Origin of the sequence: Nocardia sp. NPDC057663 (assembly GCF_042799895.1) — a bacterium.
In the GTDB taxonomy this organism is placed as follows: Bacteria; Actinomycetota; Actinomycetes; order Mycobacteriales; family Mycobacteriaceae; genus Nocardia.
On sequence record NZ_JBHVHX010000051.1, the window covers coordinates 1 to 1,087 of the forward strand.

Below are 1,087 nucleotides of genomic sequence, written 5' to 3' on the forward strand. Positions count from 1 at the left end.
GTTGATCTTTCTGTGTGTTCGGATGCTCCGATTGTCGATGCCGAGCGTGTTGCGCAGTTGCGGGCTTCGAACACTGCCTATGTGATCTTTACGTCGGGTTCGACGGGGCGGCCGAAGGGTGTGGTTGTCAGCCATGCGGCGGTTGTCAATCACCTCGTCTGGATGCAGGCGGAATACACCCTCAGCGTGGATGACGTCGTCCTGCAGAAGACCCCGGCCACCTTTGATGTGTCAGTGTGGGAGTTCTTCTGGCCTTTGCAGGTCGGTGCGCGCCTAGTCATCGCGCGGCCGGAAGGACACCGCGACTCAAGGTACATGGCTGAGCTCATGGAGAATGAGGCTGTCACCATTGTACATTTCGTGCCCTCGATGATGGCGGCGTTCATCGCGGAGCCTGCGGCGGTCAGATGCGCGTGCGTACGACTTGCCTTTTCCTCTGGAGAGGTGCTGCCCGCAGCTCTTGCGCAGCAGTTGCGGGAAATTACTGGGGCAGCGTTGCATAATCTCTACGGCCCAACCGAAGCTGCGATTGATGTTACACGCCACGAGGTCTCGTGGGCTGATGTCGATGTTGTTCCGATCGGTCGTCCGGTGTTCAACACTCAGGTGTATGTGTTGGATTCGGGCCTGTGCCCGGTGGCTCCTGGTGTGGTTGGGGAGTTGTATTTGGCTGGGGCGCAGCTGGCCAGGGGTTATGTTCGTCGGCCTGATCTGACTGCTGTGCGGTTTGTGGCTAATCCGTTCATGGTGGGTGAGCGTCTGTATCGCACTGGTGATTTGGTGAGGTGGGGTGCCAGGGGCGAGTTGGAGTATGTGGGGCGTTCGGACTTTCAGGTGAAGTTGCGGGGTCAGCGCATCGAGCTCGGTGAGATCGAGGCGGTCCTCGCTGACCATGATTACGTTACCCAAGCCGTGGTAGTGATGCTGTCGAACCCGGACACGGGCGACCGGCTAGTGGGTTATGTCGTACCGGGCCGCGCTACTGTCGATGTAGACATGTTGCGATCCCATATATCGGTACAGTTGCCGTCGTATATGGTGCCGTCGGCGTTTGTGGTGCTCGATGAGTTGCCGTTGAATTCTTCGG

General features: G+C 58.6%; 1 protein-coding gene. It reads left to right on the top strand.

Annotation, left to right across the window (positions count from 1 at the left end; translation table 11 throughout):
- Nucleotides 1–1,087 (top strand): amino acid adenylation domain-containing protein (locus ACFVAV_RS35685; protein WP_379040120.1); only part of this gene is annotated, 1,087 nt, incomplete at both ends.